General features: G+C 67.5%; 13 protein-coding genes. 6 read left to right on the forward strand and 7 right to left on the reverse strand.

Features of this window, described 5'->3' with window-relative positions:
- Positions 1-34 precede the first annotated feature (34 nt).
- The 3 genes from flhA to IB225_RS19035 all read right to left on the reverse strand — a co-directional run bounded on the left by flhA (position 35) and on the right by IB225_RS19035 (position 3,603).
- Complete coding sequence (gene flhA / locus IB225_RS19025; RefSeq protein WP_192314116.1) at positions 35-2,119, reverse strand: flagellar biosynthesis protein FlhA; 2,085 nt, start codon at positions 2,117-2,119, stop codon at positions 35-37.
- Complete coding sequence (gene flhB / locus IB225_RS19030) at positions 2,116-3,246, reverse strand: flagellar biosynthesis protein FlhB (RefSeq protein ID WP_192314119.1); 1,131 nt, start codon at positions 3,244-3,246, stop codon at positions 2,116-2,118. The genes flhA and flhB overlap by 4 nt, the downstream gene beginning before the upstream one ends.
- Before the next feature lie 84 nt (positions 3,247-3,330).
- Positions 3,331-3,603, reverse strand: coding sequence for a metal/formaldehyde-sensitive transcriptional repressor (locus tag IB225_RS19035; RefSeq protein ID WP_192314122.1), 273 nt, complete (start codon positions 3,601-3,603; stop codon positions 3,331-3,333).
- A 44-nt stretch (positions 3,604-3,647) separates the two neighbouring features.
- Here IB225_RS19035 and dmeF point away from each other — a divergent pair, with 44 nt between their 5' ends.
- From dmeF to IB225_RS19060, 5 genes are all read left to right on the forward strand, one after another.
- Entirely contained in the window at positions 3,648-4,604 is a 957-nt protein-coding gene (dmeF, locus tag IB225_RS19040) for a CDF family Co(II)/Ni(II) efflux transporter DmeF (RefSeq protein WP_192314139.1), read from the forward strand.
- A 30-nt stretch (positions 4,605-4,634) separates the two neighbouring features.
- The gene (locus IB225_RS19045) at positions 4,635-5,021 is read left to right on the forward strand and encodes a hypothetical protein (RefSeq protein WP_192314142.1); all 387 of its coding nucleotides are present in this window, start codon (positions 4,635-4,637) and stop codon (positions 5,019-5,021) included.
- Positions 5,022-5,083: 62 nt separating this feature from the next.
- Positions 5,084-6,373: a TolC family protein gene (locus IB225_RS19050; protein WP_192314145.1), complete on the forward strand. Its 1,290-nt coding sequence runs from the start codon at positions 5,084-5,086 to the stop codon at positions 6,371-6,373.
- Positions 6,370-7,632, forward strand: coding sequence for an efflux RND transporter periplasmic adaptor subunit (locus tag IB225_RS19055; RefSeq protein WP_192314149.1), 1,263 nt, complete (start codon positions 6,370-6,372; stop codon positions 7,630-7,632). The genes IB225_RS19050 and IB225_RS19055 overlap by 4 nt, the downstream gene beginning before the upstream one ends.
- Positions 7,622-10,825, forward strand: coding sequence for a CusA/CzcA family heavy metal efflux RND transporter (locus IB225_RS19060; protein WP_192314153.1), 3,204 nt, complete (start codon positions 7,622-7,624; stop codon positions 10,823-10,825). The genes IB225_RS19055 and IB225_RS19060 overlap by 11 nt, the downstream gene beginning before the upstream one ends.
- 7 nt (positions 10,826-10,832) lie before the next feature.
- Here the strand turns inward: IB225_RS19060 and IB225_RS19065 are convergent, their stop codons facing one another.
- Positions 10,833-11,816 (reverse strand): GGDEF domain-containing protein, encoded by a 984-nt coding sequence (locus tag IB225_RS19065; RefSeq protein ID WP_192314156.1) that lies wholly within the window; start codon positions 11,814-11,816, stop codon positions 10,833-10,835.
- Positions 11,817-12,057: 241 nt separating this feature from the next.
- On the opposite strand from IB225_RS19065, the gene IB225_RS19070 reads away from it, so the two are divergent.
- On the forward strand, positions 12,058-12,675 hold the full coding sequence (locus tag IB225_RS19070) for a hypothetical protein (RefSeq protein ID WP_192314159.1): 618 nt from the start codon (positions 12,058-12,060) through the stop codon (positions 12,673-12,675).
- Between the two features lie 85 nt (positions 12,676-12,760).
- On the opposite strand, the gene IB225_RS19075 is transcribed toward IB225_RS19070, so the two are convergent.
- The 3 genes from IB225_RS19075 to IB225_RS19085 all read right to left on the reverse strand — a co-directional run bounded on the left by IB225_RS19075 (position 12,761) and on the right by IB225_RS19085 (position 14,643).
- Positions 12,761-13,351: a TetR/AcrR family transcriptional regulator gene (locus IB225_RS19075; RefSeq protein WP_192314162.1), complete on the reverse strand. Its 591-nt coding sequence runs from the start codon at positions 13,349-13,351 to the stop codon at positions 12,761-12,763.
- Positions 13,352-13,563: 212 nt separating this feature from the next.
- Positions 13,564-14,355 carry a flagellar biosynthetic protein FliR gene (gene fliR, locus IB225_RS19080; RefSeq protein WP_192314165.1) on the reverse strand — a complete coding sequence of 264 codons (792 nt, stop codon included), beginning with the start codon at positions 14,353-14,355 and terminating at the stop codon, positions 13,564-13,566.
- 18 nt (positions 14,356-14,373) lie between these two features.
- A complete protein-coding gene (locus IB225_RS19085; RefSeq protein WP_162338471.1) occupies positions 14,374-14,643 on the reverse strand; it encodes a flagellar biosynthetic protein FliQ in 270 nt (89 codons plus the stop codon).
- Positions 14,644-14,648 lie beyond the last annotated feature (5 nt).

Below are 14,648 nucleotides of genomic sequence, written 5' to 3' on the forward strand. Positions count from 1 at the left end.
TTCGATGTCGCGTCGGGTTCTGCTGCTCCGGGCCTCAGCTGATCGTGCCGACCAGCTTCAACCGCTTGTCCTCGGGAACCTCGCTGTAGGCCAGCACCGACAGCGAGGGGACGCTGTGGCGGACCAGGCGGGCGAGGGCGGCGCGGACCGTTCCCGGTACCAGCACCACCGCAGGCTCGCTGCGGGCTTCCTGCTTGGTCACCACGTCGGCGAGGCTCTGGTGCAGGCGTTCCGCCAGTCCCGGTTCCAGCGCCGCGCCGGTTCCCTGGGTACTGTCCTGCAAGACGCGTTCCAGATTCGGCGCCAAGGTATAGACGGGCAGTTCCGGGGCCATGCCGGAGATCTCTTGCACGATGAAACGGCCCAGCGACGTGCGCACGGCGGCGGTAAGCGCGGCCGGATCGGTGTTCTGCGGGGCGAACTCGACCAGCGCCTCGGCGATGCGGCGCAGCTGGCGGATCGGCACGCGCTCGATCAGCAGGTTCTGCAGCACACGCACCACGGTGGCCAGCGGCAGCGCCTTCGGCGTGAGGTCCTCGACCAGCTTCGGCGCGCTGCGGCCCAGCTGCGCCAGCAGTTGCTGGACTTCCTCGTGGCCGAGCAGTTCCGGCGCGTGTTCGCGCACCAGATGGGAGAGGTGGGTGGCCATCACGGTGGCCGGGTCGACCACGGTGTAACCCAGTGATTCGGCGGTGGCCTTCTGGTGCGCCTGGATCCACACCGCGTCCAGTCCGAACGCCGGATCCTTGCCGGGGATGCCATCGATGGTGCCGAAGGCGCCACCGGGATCGAGGGCGAGTTCGCGGTCGGGGTGGATCTCCGCCGATGCCACCGGCACGCCGTGCACCAGTAGGCGGTAACCGTTGGACGGCAGTTCCAGGTTGTCGCGGATATGCACCGGCGGCACCAGGAAACCGAGGTCCTGGGTCAGCTTGCGGCGCACCGCCTTGATGCGCGACATCAGCTCGCCGCCCTGGTTCTTGTCGACCAGCGGGATCAGCCGGTAACCGACTTCCAGGCCCAGCGGGTCGACCGGACGCAGTTCGTCCCAGGTCAGTTCGGCATTGCGGTCGGGTGCCGCGCCCGGGCCGGTCAGCGCAGGCACGTCGCCGGCCGCCGCCTCGGGGCCCTCCTGGGTCCGCTTCCACATCTTCCAGGCCAGGTAGCCGATGCCGGCGGCCAGCGTCAAAAAGGCGACGTTGGGCATGCCGGGCACCAGCCCGACCAGGCCCAGCACGCCGGCAGCCACCGCCAGCGCCTTGTGCTGACCGAAGGCCTGGCCCATGACGGCCTTGCCCATGTCTTCCGAGCGGGAGGCGCGCGTGACCAGCATGGCCACGGCCGACGAGACCAGCAGCGCGGGCAGCTGGGCGACCAGGCCGTCGCCGATCGACAGCAGGGTGTAGGTGGAGGCCGCTTCGGCGGCCGGCATGCCGTGTTGGAGCATGCCCACGGCGAAACCGCCGATGAGGTTGATGAACAGGATCAGGATGCCGGCGATGGCGTCGCCGCGGATGAACTTGTTGGCACCGTCCATCGAGCCGTAGAAGTCGGCTTCCGCGCGGACTTCCTCGCGGCGGGCCTTGGCTTCCTCGCGGGTCAGCACGCCGGCGTTGAGGTCGGCGTCGATGGCCATCTGCTTGCCGGGCATCGCGTCCAGGATGAAGCGCGCCGACACTTCGGCGATGCGTCCGGCACCCTTGGTGATCACCACGAAGTTAATGATGGTCAGGATGGCGAACACCACGATGCCGACCGCGTAGTTGCCGCCGACGACGAACTCGCCGAAGGCCGCGATGACCTTGCCGGCCGCGTCGTGGCCGTTCTGGCCGTTGAGCAGGATCACGCGGGTGGACGCCACGTTCAGCGCCAGCCGCAGCATCGTGGTCATCAGCAGGATGATCGGGAAGATCGTGAAGTCCAGCGGACGCCGCACGTAGATCACCGCCAGCAGCACCACCAGCGAGATGGCGATGTTGAAGCTGAAGAGGGCGTCCAGCACCGGCGGCGCCAGCGGCACCACGATCATGGCCAGCAGCGCCAGCACGACCAGCGGCGCGCCGAGGCCGTTCTTCAGCATGTCCATCCAGCGCATGCCGCCGGCAGGCTGGGCGCTCATGCCTTGCCCCCGTGTTCATCCACGTCGAGCGACGGCAGGTCGGGTAGGGGGGCTTCGCCCACGCGCCAGGCACGCAGCTGGTACACGTAGGACAGGATCTGGGCGACGGCGGCGTACAGTCTCACGGGTATCTCCCGGCCAAGCTGACCTTCGCGATACAAGGCGCGTGCCAAAGGCGGGGCGGAGACGATGGCGATGCGGTGGGCGTCGGCGATTTCGCGGATGCGCAGGGCCATTTCGTCCAGGCCTTTGGCGACCACGGTGGGGGCACCCATCTGGCCGGCCTGGTACTTCAGCGCGACGGCGTAATGGGTCGGGTTGACCACGATCACGTCGGCCTTCGGCACGTCCTCCATCATCCGGCGCTGCGACATCTGGTGCTGCATCTGGCGGATGCGGCCCTTCACTTCCGGGCTGCCCTCGCTTTCCTTCATCTCCTTGCGCAACTCTTCGCGGGTCATCTTCAGCTTCCGCAGCCAGTTCCACTTCTGGTACGGCGCGTCGATCGCGGCCAGCAGGATCAGGCCACCGGTGGTGGCCAGCAGCAGGGTGCTGGTGAACTTCAGGCCGCTGCGCACCGCCTGCTCGAGCGGCATGGTCAGCAGCTCGCGCAGGGGGTTCAGGCCCATCTTCAGGCAGATGGCGGCCGCGCCGCCGATCAGCGCCACGCGCAGCAGGGACTTCAGCAGTTCGGCGATGCTCTCCGCGCCGTACAGGCGCTTGAGGCCGGAGGCGGGGTTGAGTCGCTTGAAATCGGGCATCAGCGACTTCTGTGAGAACTGCAGACCGCTCATCAGGGCCGGCGCCGCCAGGCCGGCCAGCACGCAGATGGCCGCGACCGGGGCGATCGCGACCAGCAGCTTCAGCATCATGATGCCGACATAGCCGAACAACTGGTCCGGCTGGCGCATCAGCAGCGGGTCGGGCGTCAGCGCGATCTTCATCCAGCCCAGCGCGTTGCGCGCCAAGCCCGGACCCATGCCGATGATCGCCAGCACGCCCGCACCGAACACCGCCGCCGTCGCCAGCTCGCGCGAACGCGGGATGTTGCCCTGTTCCCGGGCTTCGCGAAGTCGTTTCTCGGTGGGTAATTCAGTGCGTTCGCCGCTTTCGTCCTGCTCAGACATGGCGCATTTCCGACGGGGTCGGAGGCCTGTCGTGCAAGAGCTGTTCCAGTGCGGCGACGGCTCGCCGCCATCGGGAAGCGCGGGCTACTTCAGGTAGCGACGCATCAGGTCGGCGACCAGTGCGGCCTCTTCGGCACGCCGGGGTTCGTCGGCTTCCTCGACCACGTGCGCCTGCAGGTGGTCGTTCAGCACTTCCATCATCAGGCCGTGGACGGCGCCGCGCACGGCGGCGACCTGGGTCAGCACCGCGGTGCAGTCGGCGTCGGCTTCGAGCGCCTTTTCCAGCGCGGACACCTGGCCACCGATGCGGCGGACGCGGGCGAGGAGTTTGTTCCGGTTCGAATGGATGTGCGCCATGGGATCGAATCATATACCCTAGGGGGGTATATAGGAATGCCGCCATGAACCACGATCTGCTCGCCGGCGAAGCCCGGTCCCGCGTCCACCCGCACCGGTTCGACACCGGCAACCCGCTTGCCGAGCGCAACACCCGCCGCGCGCTGTACCTGACGGCGGTGATGATGGTGGTCGAGATCGTCGGCGGCTGGTGGTTCAACTCGATGGCGGTGCTGGCCGATGGCTGGCACATGAGCTCGCACGCCATCGCGCTGGGACTGGCGGTGTTCGCCTACGCCTGCGCGCGCCGCTGGTCTCAGGACGCGCGCTTCACCTTCGGCACGTGGAAGATCGAGATCCTCGGCGGCTACACCAGCGCGCTGCTGTTGCTGGCCGTGGCCGCACTGATGGCCGTGCAGTCGGTCCAGCGCCTGGCCAACCCCAGCCCGATCCATTACGACCAGGCCATCGCGATCGCCGCGGTGGGTCTGGCAGTGAACCTGGTGTGCGCGTGGCTGCTGCGTGGCCATCACGATCACCACCATGGGCATGGCCACGATCATGGCGATGCCCACCATCACGATCTCAACCTGCGCTCAGCCTACCTCCACGTTCTCGCCGACGCGGCGACCTCGGTGCTGGCGATCGTGGCGTTGACCGGCGGCAAGGTATGGGGCGCCGCGTGGCTGGACCCGACCATGGGCATCGTCGGCGCCGTGCTGGTGACCGTGTGGGCCTGGAGCCTGCTGCGCGACTCCGGCCGCGTGCTGCTGGACGCGGAAATGGATGCGCCGGTGGTGGACGAAGTCCGCCAAGTCATCGAACAAGGCACGGTGCCCGCACGCATCACCGACCTGCACGTATGGCGGGTGGGGCGGGGCCACTACGCCTGCGTGGTGAGCCTGGTGACCACGGCGCCGGTCGATGCCGCGTTCTTCCGCAACGCCCTGCAGGTACACGAAGAGCTGGTGCACGTAACGGTCGAAGTGGTGCACGTGCCGGCCGCGGCCGTGATTGCCTAACACCTGAGGGCTTGGTTAGCATCGCCGCCGATGAGGCATCGTCTTCTCCAGCGCTTTTCCCGCGTGCTGCGCCTGCCGGCGCTGGCGGTGCTGCTGTTGGCGGTGCTGGTGAATCCCGTGTTCGCCTCGCTCGGCGATCTGCATGAGCTGGGGAGCGGGAGCGATCACCTGCATGCTGTCAGCGATCATGAAGCGACCGGCAGCGGTCACGATCATGCCGATGGCGATGCAGGCGAGGGCGACCTGCTGCATGCGCTGATGCATGCCAGCCACTGCTGCGGCCACCTGACCGCCATCGTCCCCGCGCCCTTGCTGCTGCAGGGCGTGCTGTTGCCATCCGTGGCGCTGGCGGCCGACGCTGTCCCGTTGCCGACCGCGCGTCCCGCATCCTTGCTGCGTCCTCCGATCGTCGCGTGATGGCCGTGCCGGGCTGACGTCCTGTCGCCCGCGTTCCCTCACCGACGTTCCGGAGACTTCCCATGTGGTTGCGATTGGCGGCATTGGCCGCCTTCGCGATCGCGCCGTGCGTGCACGCACAGGCGCCATCGCCTGCTGTTCCCCCTGACACCCTGACGCTGGACGACGCCATGGCGCGCGTCGCCCGCGCCCATCCCGACCTGCGCCTGTTCGGCGCACGCACCGATGTCCTGCTCGCCGAACGCGACGTGGCCCTGCTGCGTCCCGCCCTGCGCGCCGGCCTCGACCTCGAGAATGTCCTCGGCACCGGCGACGCCAGTGGCATCCGCCAGGCCGAAGCCACGCTGACGCTGGCCGGCGTGCTGGAGCGCGGCGGCAAGCTGGACGCGCGCCGCACGCTGGCGCAGGCCCGCATCGATGCCCTGGCGATGCAGCGCGAAACGCAGCGCCTCGATCTGTTGGCCGATGTCGCACGCCGCTATCTGGCCGTCGCCGGCGCACGTGCGCAACGGGCCATCGCCCAGCAGGACATCGCGCAGCGTCGGCGTACCGTTGCCGCCGCGCGTCAGCGTCTGCAGGCGGGCGCATCGCCCGAGTCGGTCGTGCTGACCGCGCAGGCGGCGTTGGCGCGTGCCGAACTGGCGCTGGCACGCGCTGACCAGCAGGACGCTGCGGCACGCCAGCATCTGGCCGCGCTATGGGGCGAACGCGCACCGCGCTTCGATGTGCTCGCAGGCGATCCGCTGGCGTTGCCCGCGATCGACGATGTCGATGCATTGGCCTCGCTGCTGGAGGGTACGCCGGAACTGACGCAGTTCGCCGACGAGCGCCGTATCCGAGAGGCACGCATCCGGCTGGCACGCGCCGCGTCCACGCCCGACCTCGACTGGCAGGTCGGCGTGCGCCGCATGCAGGACGGGCGAGACACCGCGCTGGTCGGCGGTATCTCGGTGCCACTCGGCGGTGCGCGCCGCGCGGTGCCGGAGATCCGTGCGGCCGAAGCGGACCTGGCAGCACTGGAGATCGAGCGCGAATCGCGCGACATCGCGCTGTACTCCACGCTCACCGATGCGCATGGCCGCTACCGCGTGGCGCAACTGGACGTGCAGCGCACGCGCGACGACGTGCTGCCCCGGCTGCTGCGTGCCGAACAGGCCGCCGAACGCGCCTATCGAGGTGGCGCCATCAGCTACCTGGAATGGGCGCAGCTGCAGTCCGAGACCACGGCGACGCGTCGCCAGCAACTGGACGCCGCGCTCGACGCGCAGGCGGCCCTGATCGAAATCCAGCGGCTCACCGGGCAGACCTTTGTCGCCGCTCCCGCCGCTCAAGAAGAAGGAACGACCCCATGACATTGCGTCCCCTGATGAGCGCGCTGGCGCTTTCGCTGATGCTGGCCGCCTGCGGCGGCAAGGACGACCATGCAGAAGATAGCCATGGCCACGGTGCTGAAGGCGAGGAACACGGGGCGGAAGAGGCTGCCCGCGGTGAGCATGGCGGACGCCTGCTGACGCAGGACGGTTTCACCGTCGAACTGGCGATCGCCGAGTCCGGCACGCCGCCGACCTACCAGGCCTGGCTGTACCGCGACGGCAAGCCGTTGCCGGCGACGGCGGGCAGCGTCGAGGTCCGCCTCGTGCGGCTTGGCAACCTGCGCGAGAACCACGTTCTGCAGCCGCAGGCGGATGGCAGCCTGCTGGCGAAGAGCGTGGTCGGCGAGCCGCATTCGTTCGATGTCGAAGTGCTGGCGAAGGTCGAGGGCAAGTCCCTGCGCTGGACCTACGACAGCTATGAAGGCCGTACCTCCATCGGCGCGAAGATCGCCGAGGCATCCGGTATCCGCGTCGCGCCGGTGCAGGCCGGCACGATCGCAGACGAACACGAAGTACAAGGCCTGCTGACGCCGGTCGAAGGCCGTGTGGCCAACATCGCCGCGCGCTTTCCGGGCCCGATCCGCCGCCTTGCCGTGAACGTCGGTGATCGCGTGCAGGCCGGGCAGACGCTGGCGACGGTGGAAAGCAATCTGAGCCTGACGACGTACTCGGTCACCTCGCCGATCAGTGGCGTGGTGCTGGCGCGCAACGCCAGCGTCGGCAGCGTGGCGGGCGAGGGGATGACCTTGTTCGAGGTCGCCGACCTGTCCACGCTGTGGGTGGATCTGCATATCTTCGGTGCCGACGCGCAGCACATCGTGCCCGGCGTGCCGGTCACGGTGACGCGGCTGAGCGACGGCGTCACCGCGCAGACCACATTGGAGCGCGTGCTGCCCGGCACGGCCACCGCCAGCCAGAGCACGGTGGCGCGCGCCACGCTGGAGAACAGCGACGGCCTGTGGCGCCCCGGTTCGGCGGTAAAGGCGCGCATCACCGTGGAACAGCAGCCGGCGGCGATGGTGGTACCGCTTGCGTCGCTGCAGACGTTCCGCGACTGGGATGTCGTGTTCGTGCGCGTCGGCGATACCTACGAGATCCGCCCGGTCGAGCTGGGCAAGCGCGATGCGCAGCAGGTCGAAGTGCTGTTCGGTCTGAAGGCCGGCGATCAGGTGGTCGTTGAACAGAGCTATCTGGTGAAGGCCGACATCGAGAAATCGGGGGCCTCGCATGACCACTGAGTACGCCAACCAGGAACCGCGCGGCCCGTTGGAGCGCATCCTGCGCTTCGCCATCGCGCATCGCTGGCTGATGCTGGCGTTGACGCTGGCGCTGGTCGCGGTCGGCGTGTGGAGCTTCGGCAAACTGCCGATCGATGTCACCCCCGACATCACCAACGTGCAGGTGCAGATCAACACCGAAGCGCCGGGCTATTCGCCGCTGGAAGCCGAGCAACGCGTGACCTTCACCCTGGAGACCGCGCTGGCCGGCCTGCCGGGCCTGGACTACACACGCTCGATCTCGCGCTACGGCCTGTCGCAGGTGACGGTGGTGTTCAAGGACGGCACCGACCTGTACTTCGCCCGCCAGCAGGTCGGCGAGCGCATCCAGCAGGTGAAGTCGCAGCTGCCCACCGGGCTGGAACCGGAGATGGGGCCCATTGCCACCGGCATGGGCGAGATCTTCATGTACACGGTGGAAGCCGATGCGAAGGCGCGCAAGGACGACGGCACGCCGTACACCGCTACCGACCTGCGCACGCTGCAGGACTGGGTGGTGCGGCCGCAACTGCGCAACGTGCCCGGCGTCACCGAGGTCAACACCATCGGCGGCTTCGCGCGGCAGATCCACATCACGCCGGATCCGGCCCGCCTGGTCGCGCTGGGATTCACCCTGCACGACGTGGTGCAGGCGGTGGCGCGCAACAACCAGAACGTCGGCGCCGGTTACATCGAGCGCAACGGCCAGCAGTTCCTGGTGCGCGCACCGGGGCAGGTGGCCGACCTCGACGGCATCCGCGACATCGTGCTCGACCGTCGCGATGGCGTGCCGATCCGCGTGCGTGACGTGGCGCAGGTCGGCGAGGGCCCGGAGCTGCGTACCGGCGCCGCGACGCTGGACGGAAAGGAGGTCGTGCTGGGCACCACCTTCATGCTGATCGGCGCCAACAGCCGTGAGGTCTCGCAGGCCGTGGCCGCACGCCTGGCAGAGGCCAACCGCAGCCTGCCGTCCGGCGTGCGTGCCGAACCGATGTACGACCGCACTTCGCTGGTGGACCGTACCATCCGCACGGTGGCCAAGAACCTGGTCGAAGGCGCGATCCTGGTCGTGGTGGTGCTGTTCCTCCTGCTGGGCAACGTGCGCGCCGCACTCATCACCGCGGCGGTGATCCCGCTGTCGATGCTCTTCACCCTGACCGGGATGGTGCGCGGGGGTGTGTCGGGCAATCTGATGAGTCTGGGCGCGCTCGACTTCGGCCTGATCGTCGACGGTGCGGTGATCATCATCGAGAACTGCCTGCGCCGCTTCGGTGAACTGCAGCAGCGGCTCGGACGCCTGCTGACGGACGAGGAACGGCTGGATGCGACGGCGTCGGCGACCGCGGAAGTCATCCGGCCCAGCCTGTTCGGCCTCGGCATCATCACCGCCGTGTATCTGCCGATCTTCGCGCTCACCGGCGTGGAAGGAAAGATGTTCCATCCGATGGCGATCACCGTGGTGCTGGCGCTGAGCGGTGCGATGGTGCTGTCGCTGACCTTCGTGCCGGCGGCGATCGCGCTGTTCCTGCGCGGTCGCGTGCAGGAGAAGGAAACACGGGTGATGGTGTGGGCGCGTCGTGCCTACGCGCCGGTGCTGGCGTGGGCGTTGCGTCAGCGTCTGGTCGTGGCAGGCGGCGCGTTCGCGCTGGTCGTGCTGTGCGGCCTGCTGGCCACGCGACTGGGCAGCGAGTTCGTGCCCAGCCTGGACGAGGGCGACATCGCGATGCACGCGATGCGTATTCCGGGCACCAGCCTCGATCAGGCCGTGCGCATGCAGTCCACGCTGGAAGAACGCATCAAGCAGTTCCCGGAAGTGCACCGCGTGTTCGGCAAGCTCGGCACGGCCGAAGTGGCGACAGATCCGATGCCGCCCTCAGTCGCCGACACTTTCGTGATGCTGAAGCCGCGCAGCCAGTGGCCGGATCCGCGCAAACCGAAGGTGACGCTGGTCGCGGAGATAGAGAAAGCGGTCGCCGAGATCCCGGGCAACAACTATGAATTCACCCAGCCGATCCAGATGCGCATGAACGAGCTGATTTCCGGCGTGCGTGCCGATGTCGCGATCAAGCTCTACGGCGACGACCTCGACACGCTGGTGGAGGTCGGTGAACGTATCGAAGCGGTCGCCAAGACCATCGAGGGTGCAGCCGACGTGCGCATCGAACAGGCAACCGGCCTGCCGCTGCTCACCATCACGCCGGATCGGCAAGCGCTGATCCGTTACGGTCTGAATCCCGGTGACGTGCAGGACACGGTCGCGACGGCAGTCGGAGGCGAAGTGGCAGGACAGCTGTTCGAAGGCGACCGTCGCTTCGACATCGTGGTGCGCCTGCCGGAAGCGATGCGGCAGGATCCTGCCGCGCTGCACGATCTACCCATCCCGCTCGGCGGCGCCGGCAACGAGGACGAGTCGACGCGTTCAGCCAGTTGGCGCTCGGGCACGCCGGGTACGGTGCCGCTGCGCGAGGTGGCGAAGATCGAGACCACGCTGGGGCCCAACCAGGTGAATCGCGAGAACGGCAAGCGCCGCGTGGTGGTGACGGCGAACGTGCGCGGGCGCGATCTCGGCGGTTTCGTCGACGACCTGCGCGATCGCATCAATGCTGAGGTGTCGTTGCCGGCCGGCTACTGGATCGACTACGGCGGTACGTTCGAGCAGCTGATCTCGGCCAGCCAGCGTCTTGCGGTGGTGGTGCCGGCCACGCTGGTGGTGATCTTCGTTCTGCTGTTCTGGGCGTTCGGCTCGGCGAAGGACGCCACGATCGTATTCACCGGCGTGCCGCTGGCGTTGACGGGCGGCGTGGTGGCGCTGGCGTTGCGCGGCATTCCGCTGTCGATTTCCGCGGGCGTGGGCTTCATCGCACTGTCGGGCGTGGCGGTGCTCAACGGCCTGGTGATGATCACCTTCATCCGCAAGCTACGCGAGCAGGGCCAGCGGCTGGATGAGGCCGTGGTCGATGGTGCGCTCGGTCGCCTGCGGCCCGTGCTGATGACGGCGCTGGTCGCATCGCTGGGCTTCCTGCCGATGGCGTTCAACGTGGGCGCAGGTTCGGAAGTGCAGCGACCGCTGGCCACGGTGGTGATCGGCGGCATCGTGTCGTCGACGCTGCTGACACTGGTGGTACTGCCGGTGCTGTACCGATGGTGGCATCGCCGCGGTGCGGCGATGGCCTGACGCCAGGTCAGAACAGGTCGTCCGCGATCACGTAGCTGTCGCGGCCGGCCATCTTCGCGCGATACAGCGCCGCATCGGCACGGGAGAACCAGTCGTGCCAGGTCTTCTCCTGTTCCCGCAGCAGGGCCGCACCCAGTGAAATGGTGATGCGGCCACCGGGTCCGCGCAGGGCGCCGCGCACCGCCTTGCGTAGCCGCTCGGAGGCTGATTCCAGCGCCTCGCGACTCTCCAGTTCCAGCAGCGCCACGAACTCTTCGCCGCCGAAGCGGAACACCTGGTCATTGCGGCGCATCTCGAAGCGCAGGATCGAGGCGAGGTCGGCGATCGCGGCATCACCGGCCGCATGACCGTACTGGTCGTTGACGTCCTTGAAGTGGTCCAGGTCGAGCACCACCAGCCCGAAGCAGCATTCGCCGCGCTGGAACCGGTCGACGGCGTCAGCCAGCGCACGCTCCATGCTGCGCCGGTTCGGCACGCCGGTGAGTGAATCGATCGCGGCCAGGCGCTCGAGCTGTACGCGGTCGTCCTGCGTGCGCGAGGCGAAGATCAGCGAGAACACGGTGATCAGCCCCGCGCTGACGAATACCGACACCGCATGCACGCCATCGTGGAAGAAGCCGGGGATCAGCTGCATGCCCAGGATCAGCGCGACGTTGCAGCCCACCGCCATCCAGCGGTGGGCGACGAAGAAGTTGGTCAGCAGCACCAGGTATGTCCAAGCGAGCGCCGTGTGGCCCAGCATCAGGCAGGCACCGAACGTCGCACAGGAATTGAGTGCCGCCAAAACATTGCCGGCGCGCAGGCTGTCGCCACCGCGCCAGGCGTAGAGCACGGGCGCCGCGACTGCGGCCACGACGATCAGGTCGAAGGCGGCCTGCGACCAGTTTCCTTGCCAGCCGCGGTACGCACCGAACGAAGCGATCGTTACCGCCGTGATGGAACCCAGCAGGACGATGATGTCCAGGCGGAAGTCGCGGCGTTTCGGCTTCATCGATAAGGCCGGGTGCGGACGGTGATGGTCGGGAGGTGACGTGCTCAACGGAAATCGGATAAGCGGACGGAACAGCGCCGCGCGGGCCCGCGCAGTGTAGGCGGTTGCAGAATGAGGGGAGTGATGGAGATCACGCTTGCCGGGGAGCGGAAATGCGCGGTAATGCGCGTTCTGCGGCGCCTCATCGCGTATTCACCGGGGACGACGAAGACTCGCGCCCACCCTTGAGAGGAAGTGTTGCATGAAGACATTGAAGATCGCGGCCGTGGCGGCATTGCTCGTCTGGGCCATCGCATCAACCGTGCCGGCCAAGGCGCAGACCGTGGGCTACAACGTCCGTACCGGGGATGTATGGGTCGACACGCGGCTCGGCGAGATCAACGATTACGGACGGCGGTACCACGATCCGTTCGTGTCGGAGATGACCGGCCACTACGGCGCCCCGCGTTCACTCGTCCTTGACCTGCTGGACCGTCGGGGCTGGGCACCGGCGGATGTGTACTTCGCTTGTGCCATCGCGCGTGCGCTGGGGATTCCCTGTCTAGACGTGGTGAATCGCTATGAGCGGAATCCCGGACAGGGCTGGGGCAACCTGGCAAAGCAGATGGGAATCAAGCCCGGTTCGCCGGCTTTCCATGCACTGAAGAATGGTGCGGTGGGCACCTATGACCGGTGGGGCTATCCGATCCGCATCGATCAGCGCGTCAGCGTCGACTGGGCGCAGCACGGGCCAGGCCGCGGCAAGTCTTCTTCGCCGGGCCAGGGCGGCAAACCTGACCACGCAGGCCACGCGGGTAAAGGCAACGGCAACAAAGGCAATGGGAAGGGCAACAACGGCAAGGCCAACGGTCGCGATTGAGCGATCTTTCCAACGCCGTAAAGAGAACGGCCTCCGCAAGGAGGCCGTTCGCATTCTTGTAAACGTATTTCCGGTGGGCGCTGCTTCAGGCCGACAGCGCTTCCAGCGTCTTGAACACTTGCGGCACGGCCATCGCCGGCGTGCCGCCGTTGACGGACACCGCACGCAGGCCGTGCTGGTAGCTTTGCCAGATCATCTCGTCGGCGTGCTGGATGTCGACGCCGCGGAATTCGCCGGCGCCCATGCCGCGACTCAGTTCGAGACGCACCGGTTCGCGCATGCGGCGCAGGGCGGAATTCATTTCGGCTTCGACCGCCGGCGACCAGCGTGCCGACACGCTCCACAGGGCGGGGAAGGCGATGAAGTTGGCGGCGTCTTCGCGTGCCGTCCAGAAATAGAAATCGAGGATGCGCTGCGCATGCGTCGATCCCTGGGGACGTTCCACCATCGGTGCCTTGCGCGCGGTGTAGTCGCGGATCAGCAGCGTGGCGATGATGTCGGCCTTGGTTTCGAAGTGCAGGATCACACCGCGGGCGCTGAGTCCCGTTTCCTCGCCCAGGTCCATCAGCGTGGTCTGGTCGAATCCTTTGGTGAAGAAGAGCCGGCGTGCGGCGGCGAGCACGGCCTCCCGCGTTTCCTGACTGGTGCGTCGCTTGTGGGTCGGGCTGTGGTTCACAGGCAATCTCCTTTTCGCGGGGGGAGCGCCACTGCGTCGGGCTGGATCAGCTCCAGTCCGTGCGCAGGCGTATGTTGCAGCTCCCTCGTCCCCATTCTGCACAAATTCATGCATTTAGTGGAACAGGGAACGCAAACGCGATGTGAAAGCGACACGCGATGCCCGCCAACTGTGCGTTTCAGCACTGTTTTACAAAGGTAACCACGATTTCTTTATGCGGTGAGTTGCCGCGCCGCATCAAAGGAAAGGTCAAAAACGCGCTGCACGGGAGGACCCAGTTCACCCGCCAGCAACGCCAGCAGGAACAGGCCCAGCAGCAGCGCAGTGGGCAGGCCGAGCTGGATGGGGTTCAGTGCGGGCGCGGCGCGGCCGAGCACGCCGAACGCCAGGTTCACGGCCAGCATCGCCACCATCACCGGCAAGGCTAGGCCCACGGCCGCGCGCAGGATGTGGGTGAACAGCATCGGCGCGACTTCCAGCATCTGTTGCACATCGGGCAGCGCGGTGCCGATCGGCAAGGAGCGATAGCTGTCCACCAGCAGCGACACCAGCGCAAGGTGGCCGTTGACGGTGAAGAACAGCAGGCCGAACGCCAGGTAGAACCACTGGCCGACCACGCCCGAGTTCACGCCACGCAGTGGATCCGACATCTGCGCAAACGCCAGGCCCGTGCCTTGCGAGATCAGTTCACCGGCCATCGCGCCGGCTTCGAACGCGAGCCGCAGCATGAAGCCCATGCTGGCGCCGACGGCGAGTTCGCGCGCCACGTTGAGCACGGTGCTGGCATCGAAGGCGATGCGGTCGGGCGTGCCCGGCAGCAACGGTGCCAGCGCCATCGCCAGCGCGCCTGCGATGATGACGCGCACACGCACCGATACCGCGCGCGTGCCGATCAGCGGTGCCGCCATCAACAGCGCGCCGGTACGCAGCATCGTCCACAGGATGGCGTTGATCATGCCGAAGGCCTGCTGGCCATCGATCACCATCTGGGTGGCGGCATCCATCGCGTCGTATCCGCTGCGTCAGCCGATCAGGTGCGGCAGGCGCTGGAACAGCGTGGTGGTGTACTCCACGAGTACGCCGAGCAGGTAGCTGCCGGTGGCGAACAACGCGGCCGTCAGCGCGATGGCCTTGGCGACGAAGGCGATGGTGGGTTCGTTGAGCTGCGTCGCGGCCTGGATCACGCCGATGACCACACCGACGACGAGGACGACCAGCAGCAGCGGACCTCCGACCCAGAGCGCGATCTCCAGGCCACCGCGAAGTTCGGTGAGGGCGGTTTCGGGACTCATCGTGG

It is taken from the genome of Pseudoxanthomonas sp. PXM02 (genome assembly GCF_014851805.1).
In the GTDB taxonomy this organism is placed as follows: Bacteria; Pseudomonadota; Gammaproteobacteria; order Xanthomonadales; family Xanthomonadaceae; genus Pseudoxanthomonas_A.

What these genes read in the sequence shown, in the direction of transcription:
- flhA (WP_192314116.1), bottom strand. Translation starts at nt 2,119, where the DNA reads ATGAGCGCCCAGCCTGCCGGCGGCATGCGCTGGATGGACATGCTGAAG.
- IB225_RS19050 (WP_192314145.1), top strand. Translation starts at nt 5,084, where the DNA reads ATGTGGTTGCGATTGGCGGCATTGGCCGCCTTCGCGATCGCGCCGTGC.
- fliR (WP_192314165.1), bottom strand. Translation starts at nt 14,355, where the DNA reads ATGGATGCCGCCACCCAGATGGTGATCGATGGCCAGCAGGCCTTCGGC.
- IB225_RS19055 (WP_192314149.1), top strand. Translation starts at nt 6,370, where the DNA reads ATGACATTGCGTCCCCTGATGAGCGCGCTGGCGCTTTCGCTGATGCTG.
- dmeF (WP_192314139.1), top strand. Translation starts at nt 3,648, where the DNA reads ATGAACCACGATCTGCTCGCCGGCGAAGCCCGGTCCCGCGTCCACCCG.
- IB225_RS19085 (WP_162338471.1), bottom strand. Translation starts at nt 14,643, where the DNA reads ATGAGTCCCGAAACCGCCCTCACCGAACTTCGCGGTGGCCTGGAGATC.
- IB225_RS19060 (WP_192314153.1), top strand. Translation starts at nt 7,622, where the DNA reads ATGACCACTGAGTACGCCAACCAGGAACCGCGCGGCCCGTTGGAGCGC.
- IB225_RS19065 (WP_192314156.1), bottom strand. Translation starts at nt 11,816, where the DNA reads ATGAAGCCGAAACGCCGCGACTTCCGCCTGGACATCATCGTCCTGCTG.
- IB225_RS19045 (WP_192314142.1), top strand. Translation starts at nt 4,635, where the DNA reads ATGAGGCATCGTCTTCTCCAGCGCTTTTCCCGCGTGCTGCGCCTGCCG.
- IB225_RS19035 (WP_192314122.1), bottom strand. Translation starts at nt 3,603, where the DNA reads ATGGCGCACATCCATTCGAACCGGAACAAACTCCTCGCCCGCGTCCGC.
- IB225_RS19070 (WP_192314159.1), top strand. Translation starts at nt 12,058, where the DNA reads ATGAAGACATTGAAGATCGCGGCCGTGGCGGCATTGCTCGTCTGGGCC.
- flhB (WP_192314119.1), bottom strand. Translation starts at nt 3,246, where the DNA reads ATGTCTGAGCAGGACGAAAGCGGCGAACGCACTGAATTACCCACCGAG.